Source organism: Frankia sp. CpI1-P, from assembly GCF_001421075.1.
Taxonomy (GTDB): domain Bacteria; phylum Actinomycetota; class Actinomycetes; order Frankiales; family Frankiaceae; genus Frankia; species Frankia torreyi.
In genome coordinates this window covers 25,092-32,826 of the sequence record NZ_LJJX01000065.1, presented here as the reverse complement: position 1 = coordinate 32,826, position 7,735 = coordinate 25,092, and the positions used below count along the sequence as shown (strand labels likewise).

Genomic DNA, 7,735 nt, shown 5'->3' with positions numbered 1-7,735 from the left:
ACGCCCGCACCAAACTCCGCCACCTATACCCCAAACATTAGTGGCGACGGTCTACTAGACCCTCACCGTCGCCGGGAACGCCACCGCCGGCTACCACCCCGCCGCCGCCGACCACCGCCAGCACGCACCCGGGTACACCACCAAGACCCATTCCCCCACCGCCGACATGTTCCACAAGATCCGCCGCGTCCTGATCACCGTCAAATATCAGGCCGTTCACCCCGGGCAGACGACGCCCGCAGAACTCCACACCCTCCGGCCGACTTGGGAGATCGCCGCCACCTAACCGCGAAGGTCGAGCTCGGTGTAGAGTTCAGTAATTCGGCGAAAGTCGAATATTCTTTCTATAAGTTTCGCCAGGATTCTATCCTCCGAGCGGAAGCCCCCGCTTTTACTGAAGCCGACTGCGGGTTCAGCCAAGCCCGTCACGCGGGCCGCAGCGACAGTCCTGTCGGGGGACAGACCCAGCTCTCCCGGTCAGGGGATGACGCGGCGGCGGCGGAGATCGTCGAAAAGGGCGTAGAACATCGTCTCGGTCTCGACGTACTCGTGGAAGCCGAAGCGGNGGGCCTTCGAGCCATCGGCGATCATGTCGTAGTCCCAGGAGAACACCGCGTCGCCGAACCGCCAGGACGAGACCTCCCGGTAGGAGTGACCGGCGAGGCCGTGGCGGGCGGTCATCGTCTTCCACAGCTCCTCCTTGTCCGCCATCACGGACTCGAGGCTCATCGGCAGCGTCGCGGCGACCTCCAGGCCGAAATAGCGGCCGACGGCCGGCCACATCTCGCTCCACCGGAACAGGTCACCGTTGTTGATGTTGAAGGCCTGATCGGCGCACGCGGCGGTGGTCGCCGCCCACACGGTCGCCTTCGCGAGCAGGCCGGCGTCGGTGACCTCCAGCAGCGCGTCATAGGCCCCCGGCGCGCCCGGGAAGCGCAGTGGCAGGCCGAGTTCCTTCGACATCGAGGCGTACACCGCGAGGACCATCGTGAGGTTCATCGGATTGCCCGTGGCGAACCCGCACACGACCGACGGGCGGATCGCCGACCAGCTCCAGCCCGCATTCCGACCGCGGGCGGTCAGATAGTCCTGCTGGTCGACGTTGAACTCCGGCGGCATGTGCCCGGNGTCGGACTCCCGCGCCGGGGTCTTGAACGGGCCGAGGTGCGCGCCGTACACCTTGTAACCCTGCATCAGGCTGACGTGGCGCAGCGCCGGGCTCGCCGCGTCGACGGTCTCGACGACGTTCGTCAGCATCGCCAGGTTCGGCGCGACGAGCTCGGCCCAGGTCGGTCGCTCCTGGTAGGCGGCGTAGAACACGTGGGTCACCGCGCGCAGGTTGCCGAGCGCGGCCCGGGTGGCGTCGAGGTCGAGCAGGTCGACGGCGACGTGGCGCACGCGCGGCGCCGGGCGGCCGCCGCGACGCGACACCCCGATGACCTCCCAGTCGCCGAGGCCGGCGAGATGCTCGACGAGGGTGCGGCCGATCACCCCCTGAGCGCCGACCACCAGCGCGACGTTGCCCGCGGTCTGGGCGCCCGCAGTCTGGGCGCCCTCCGGATCGGTGCCCGCGGCAGAGGTGCGCTCGAAATGGGTGCGTGCGGGGCGGTTGCCCTCAGGGCGGGGGGCCTCGGGGCGGGGGGCCTCGGGGCGGGGGGCGTGGTTGGGGGTCATCCGGTGCTCCTGACGTCGGCGGTGGCGGCTCCGGACCGGGCCGGGGAACGGCGATCTCTCCAGCCTGCGCACCGCGCGGCCATAAGTCGAAGACATAGTTCTTGTCGGACTCATAAAATCGGTCTATGGCAACGCTGCGTCAGCTTGAATACCTGGTGCGGGTCGTCGACGAGGGGTCGTTCACCCGGGCGGCCGAGCTGCTGCACGTCAGCCAGCCGGCGCTGTCGCACCAGGTACGGGCGCTGGAGCGGGCGGTCGGCGGCGCGCTGCTCGAACGGCTCCCGCGCGCGGTCCGGCCGACGCCGATGGGCCGGGCGCTGCTCCCCCACGCCCGCGCCGCGCTCGCCGAGGCCGAGCGCGCCCGGTGCGCCGCGCGTCGTGCCGCCGGCCTCGAACGCGGCGAGGTGCAGGTCGCCACCGTGTACTCGGTGACCCTGGGGATACTGCCGCCGGTGCTGCGTGCCTGGCACCGGGCGTACGAGGGGGTGCGGGTGCGCCTGTTCGAGCACCGGCACGCCGACGAGCTCGAACAGGCGATGCTCGCCGGGCAGGCCGACCTCGCGATCGGACCGCCGCCGCCGAGCTGGGACGGCCCGGTCCGGCCGCTCGGCGAGGAGGAGTTCGTCGTCGTGCTGCCGCCGGGCGACCCGGCCGTACCCGCCGCGACGACCCAGGTCGGGCTCGGCCGCCTCGCCACCCGGGACTGGGTGCACTACGCCCCCGGTCACGGCCTCGCCGAGGTGTTGGATCGAGCCGCCGCGGACGCCGGGTTCCGGCCCCGCGCCGCGGTCCGCACCGAGCAGACCGCGGCCGCCCCGGTCCTCGCCGCCGCCGGGCTCGGCCCGGCCCTCGTCCCGGCGAGCATCGTGCCCGATCCGTTCGCCGGGCGGGTCCTGCGGGTCGATCCACCGCTGCGCCGCCCGCTGGCCGCCTATGCGCGCGACGAACCCGACGTGCTCAGCGCGGCCTTCCTCGACCTGCTCACCCGGCACACCCGGCTGCTGCCCACCCACGTGCGCGCGCTGCTGCCCTGACGGCCGTACCGCCCGCCGCCCAGGTCAGCAGCCTGAGCGGGGTGACGGCCATCGCCGCCGTCAGTCCGGGCCCGGGTTGGCCGGACGGTGCGGCTCGAACCAGCTCCACGGTGCGGTAGCGGTGGGTCCGGTCGCCGGCCCCGCAACGCCCCGGCCGCCGGGCAGGCGCGCCGCCGCGTCGACCTCGCGACCGGCCACCGCGCCGACGGCGGCACGCGGCGCCCGCCCCCGGGTGCGTAGCCGGGTCGGCACCGTGTCCTCGGCGCGTGCGGACTCGGCCGGCGAGCCGGAGCCGCCGCCGGCGGCCACCCCCACCGGCACGCCCGGGCCAGGCGGCGCGTCGGTGCCGGTGCTGTCGGCAGAGGCGGTCCCGGGCCGGGCGGTCCGCGGCGCGGGCATCCCGTGTGTCCCGCTCGGCGCGGCCGCCCGGTCCGCCGGCTGCGGCGCTCCCTCACTGCCGGGCGCCGTCGACCGCCCCGCGGCGGGCCCGGCCACCGGCCGCCTGCCGGTGGTGTCCCGGGTGAGGTGCACCAGCGCCGGCAGCAGCAGGACACGTAGCACCAGCGCGTCGAGCGCGACGCCGACGGCCAGCCCGAGGCCGAGCAGCTTCATCGTGCGCACCTGCTGGCAGGCCAGCCCGGCGAAGACGGCGATCAGGATCAGGCTGGTCGCGACGACCACGTGGCCGACGTCCGCGTGGCCCGACCGGATCGCCGTCGCCGGGTCCCCGCCGTCCGGCGGCTGCTCCTGCGGGTCCCGCAGCCGGCGCAGCAGGGTCAGGTGCATGCCGATGGCCAGGCCGAAGGAGAGGATCAGGATGAGACCGAGGACGAACGGTTCGATCGGCCCACCGCGCACCCCGAGCAGTCCGGCGAGGCGGCCGTCGCAGAAGACGAAGGTGATGGCGCCGAGCGACGCCGCCGTGGTCAGCGCGCTGGCCCCGACGATCGCCGCGGTGGGGCCGACGCGGCGCACGCTCGCGAGCACGGTCACCCCGAGGACGACGAGTTCGAGGGCCGCGAAGGCCGGCAGCACCCGGGTGAAGCGGGTCGCCATGTCGTCGAACAGCGCGGTCTGGCCGCCGATGTGCACCCGCACGGTCGTGCCGGCGACGGCGGCGGGCACCGCCCGGGTGCGCAGCCGCCGCACGAGGTCGCTGGCCTGCGCCGAGCGGGGCTCCGCCTGGGGCAGGACCTCGATCAGCGCCGAGCGGGTGGCGGGATTCTGCAACACCTGGAAGGCCCTGACCACCCCCGGAGTGGTGCCGAGGCGGTCGAGCAGGGTCGCCAGGACGGCCGGGTCCGCGGCCGGCGGGTTCGCCGCGGGCGGGTTCGCCGCGGGCGGGTTCGCCGCCGGCAGGCCCGACGCGGGCAGGTTCGACACAGGCAGGTTCGACACGGCAACGAGGACGGGACCGTTCAGGCCCGCGATGTAGTCGTCGCTGATGATGTCGTAGGCCCGCCGGGTGGTCACCGACGTCGGGTCGACGCCCCCGTCGCCGCCACCGAGACGCAGTCCGATGATCGGCAGCGCCAGCGCGGCCAGCAGGAGGACCGCCGCGGCGGCGAGCATCCCCGGGAAGCGCCCGACGAGGCCCGCCCACGCCGAGCGCAGACCCGGCCGGACCGGCAGGCCGCGGCCGGTGGCGCGCAGCTGGGTGCGCTCGGTCCAGACCAGCAGGCCCCGGCCGGCGACGGCGAGCGTCGCGGGCAGCAGGGTGGCGATGGCGAGGCTGGCGACCGCGGCCGCGACGAACGCGGCGGGGGCGAGGCCGGCGAGGACACTCGCGTGCAGCGCGCTGGTGCCGAGCATGACGACGGCGAGGCCGAGGCCACCCCAGACGAGCGCGCGCCCGGGCTGGGCCATGCTTGCGGCGACCGCGTCGAGTGGCCGCCGTCCGGCGCGCATCCCGGCCTGGCAGCGGTGGACGACCACGACCGCCGCGCCGAGGCTCGTCCCCACGGCGATCATCACGGCGAGCAGCGGCGCCAGCGGGCTGACCTCGACCCGGTGGGAGAGCAGGGTCACGCCGGCCTGCACCCCCGCGGCGGTCGCGCCGGCGACCAGCGCGCAGACGGCGACCCCGCCCGGCGCGCGTACCACCAGGCACAGGATGATCGTGGCGGCCACGACGGCCAGGGCGATGGGGGTCGTGGAGATGTTCCCCTGGACGATGATCGTCGTGCCGGGGCCCGACATCTCCACCTGGAGGTCCGGCCCGTCGTAGGCGCGGGCGGTCGCGATCAGGCGTCGCACCGCGGCGAGGTCCGGGGTCGTCGCGGCGCCCTTCATCACGACACCCACGATCGCCGCGCGCCCGTCGCGCGCCACCGGCTCGACGCCGAGCAGCAGGCCGCCGGCCGGCCCGTACGGATCGATCGCGGTGGCCACCCCGGGCAGCCGGGCGACCCGCGCGGTCATCGCCGCGATCCGCTGGCGGACGGCCGGGGCGTTGATGTCGCCTTCGCGGGCCCGCACGACGATCATCTCGGCGTCGGGCAGGCCGCCGGGCACGACGTTCGCCAGGGCGTCGGTCGCGAGCTGGGAGTCGGTGCCGGCGACACCGAACGTCTGGTGGTAACGGGCGCCCTCGTGGCCCGCCAGCACGCCGCCGGCAACCAGAACGATCAGCCATGCGCCCACCACGATCCACCGGTACCGCAGGCACCACCCGGCGATCAGCCCCACAGCTCACTCCTCGACGCCCGGGCCGCCACCTCCGGCGCCTCGCCCTGTTTGTCNGTATTCCCGCTACCGCGGGGACAATCTGAGCGCACCAAGACGATCAGCGTCAATGCGTGTCCGGCGCTGTGCGGTCGAGATGGCACGGGGGTGCCGGCCGGTCGCCGTGACTTCGAGGGTCGGCGTTCCGCGTCCGCGAAACCGCGCCGGGACCGGCGGCACCACCATCCCGACCGCGGCGGCGGCCTTGCGGGCAATGGCCGGCACGGTCCGCGGCGACGGAAAAGGCCGGCGAGGAAATGCGGCGGACTTTTCCGGTCCCCGCGAGGGAGCGCGCCCTATCGATTCTTTAGGGGAATGCAAGACCGCTGGTCGACACTGACAGGAACACCGGGGGGCGGCCCGCCCGCCGGTGACCGACCGACCCGTGGCGCGGCGCGGGTGGCGCCCGAGGATCGCAGCTGCGACACCGGGGCGTCGCCACCGGCGTCGTGCGGGAGAGGAAGCCATGACCCAGCCGACCAGGATCGGCCAGACCGCGGTCGTCATCCCCGGCCAGGATGTGCGCGACCCCGGTCGCCGGCTGTCCCAGCTGTTCGACGCGGGCTCGTTCGTCGCCGACGCCGCGCCCGCCGGCGGCCGGGTGCTGGCCGGGCGGGGCCGCATCGACGGCGTGGCCGCGGTCGCCTTCTGCACCGACGGGACCCGGATGGGCGGAGCGCTCGGCGCCGTCGGCGCCCGGCAGATCGTGGCCGCCATCGAGGAGGCCGTCCGCGACGGCGTGCCGGTCGTCGGACTGTGGCACTCCGGCGGGGCGAGCCTGGCCGAGGGCGTCGAGGCGCTCGACGGCATCGGCCAGATCTTCGCCGCCATGATCCACGCCTCCGGGCGGGTGCCGCAGATCTCCGTGGTGCTGGGGCCCGCGGCCGGCGGCGCCGCGTACGGGCCGGCGCTGACCGACGTCGTCATCATGGCGCCCGACGGGCGGGTCTTCGTCACCGGCCCGGACGTCGTGCGCAGCGTCACCGGGGAGCAGATCGACATGGCGGGTCTGGGGGGTGCCGACGCGCACGGCCGGCGCTCCGGCGTCGTCCACGTCGTCGCCCGCTCCGAGAGCGACGCCTACGAGCGGGCCCGGCGGATCACCACGCTGCTCGCCGCGCCGGGGCACGTCGACCTCGACGCCATCACCGCCGAGGAGGCGGCCGCCGACGCCATCACCGCCGAGAAGACGGCCGCCGACGCCGGACAGGAGCGGGTCGCGCCCGACCCGCGCGACCCGCGGTCCCTGCTGCCGGCGCGGCCGCGGCGGGCCTACGACGTGCACCCGCTGGTGTACCGGCTGCTCGACGGCGACGACGGCCCGGGGGGCTTCGAGGAGCTCCAGCCGCGCTGGGCGCCCAACGTCGTCGTCGGCCTCGGCCGGCTCTACGGCCACAGCGTCGGCGTGATCGCGAACAACCCGCTGCGCAAGGGCGGCTGCCTGGACTCCCTGAGCGCCGAGAAGGCCGCCCGATTCGTCCGGATGTGCAACTCCTTCGGCGTCCCGCTCGTCGTCCTCGTCGACGTCCCCGGCTACCTGCCCGGCGTCGGCCAGGAATGGGACGGGGTGGTCCGCCGCGGCGCGAAGCTGCTCTACGCCTTCGCCGAGGCGACCGTCCCCCGGGTCACGCTCATCACCCGCAAGTCGTTCGGCGGCGCCTACATCGCGATGAACTCCCGCTCGCTCGGGGCCACAGCCGTGCTCGCCTGGCCCGAGGCCGAGGTCGCCGTGATGGGCGCCGAGGCCGCCGTCGGCATCCTGCACCGGCGCGCGCTGGCCGCCGCCTCCGACGACGCCCGGCCCGGCGTGCTCGCCCGCCTCGTCGAGGAGCACACCCGTACCGCCGGCGGCGTCGAGCGCGGAGTGGCGCTGGGCGTCATCGACGACGTCATCGACCCGGTCGACACCCGCCCCCGCATCGCCCGCGCGCTTGCCGCCGCGCCGGCGCGGCGNGGCCAGCACGGCAACATCCCGCTGTGAGGGTGGCGGCGCGGCGAAACGTTCCCCGTCGCCAGTCGTCCTGCGCGATGATCGGCCATGACGAGTCGCGAGCACGGTCTGGTCAGGCGTCCGGCACAGGGTGACCGGGCGCTGATCGCCGCCTACGCCGATCCCGCCGACGGAACGTTCACCCCGCTGGAACGGACCGTGATCACGGTGGCGCTGGACGCGCGGCGGCTCGGCCACGCCGGCCCGATCCCCGCCGGCCTGCTCGCCGACGCCACCGCCGGGATGCTGCCCGACCTGGCGCTCACGGAAGACCCACGGTGGATCGACGCCGTGCTGCACGCGTTGTGCCACA

Annotated in this window: 4 protein-coding genes and 3 pseudogenes; 2 read left to right on the top strand and 5 right to left on the bottom strand. The window is 74.8% G+C overall.

What is annotated here, in order from left to right; translation table 11 throughout:
* Positions 1-477: 477 nt before the first annotated feature.
* The 3 genes and pseudogenes from FF86_RS68705 to FF86_RS58955 form a co-directional block, all read right to left on the bottom strand.
* A pseudogene (locus FF86_RS68705) lies at positions 478-565 on the bottom strand (hypothetical protein); the annotation flags it as partial.
* Between the two features lies 1 nt (position 566).
* Positions 567-1,127: pseudogene (locus FF86_RS68700) on the bottom strand (NAD-dependent dehydratase); the annotation flags it as partial.
* 1 nt (position 1,128) lies between these two features.
* A partial coding sequence (locus tag FF86_RS58955) for an NAD-dependent epimerase/dehydratase family protein (RefSeq protein ID WP_242419717.1) occupies positions 1,129-1,674 on the bottom strand: 546 nt, incomplete at its 3' end.
* Between the two features lie 125 nt (positions 1,675-1,799).
* Between FF86_RS58955 and FF86_RS27330 the strand changes: the two genes are divergently transcribed.
* A complete protein-coding gene (locus FF86_RS27330; protein ID WP_044888166.1) occupies positions 1,800-2,708 on the top strand; it encodes a LysR family transcriptional regulator in 909 nt (302 codons plus the stop codon).
* Between the two features lie 60 nt (positions 2,709-2,768).
* Here FF86_RS27330 and FF86_RS27325 read toward each other — a convergent pair whose 3' ends face one another.
* On the bottom strand, positions 2,769-5,396 hold the full coding sequence (locus FF86_RS27325) for an MMPL family transporter (RefSeq protein ID WP_044888167.1): 2,628 nt from the start codon (positions 5,394-5,396) through the stop codon (positions 2,769-2,771).
* Between the two features lie 502 nt (positions 5,397-5,898).
* Between FF86_RS27325 and FF86_RS27320 the strand changes: the two are divergent.
* Positions 5,899-7,385: pseudogene (locus FF86_RS27320) on the top strand (acyl-CoA carboxylase subunit beta); the annotation flags it as partial.
* A 1-nt stretch (position 7,386) separates the two neighbouring features.
* Here the strand turns inward: FF86_RS27320 and FF86_RS36580 are convergent.
* Positions 7,387-7,620 (bottom strand): hypothetical protein (locus FF86_RS36580; protein ID WP_206779056.1); only part of this gene is annotated, 234 nt, incomplete at its 3' end.
* Positions 7,621-7,735 lie beyond the last annotated feature (115 nt).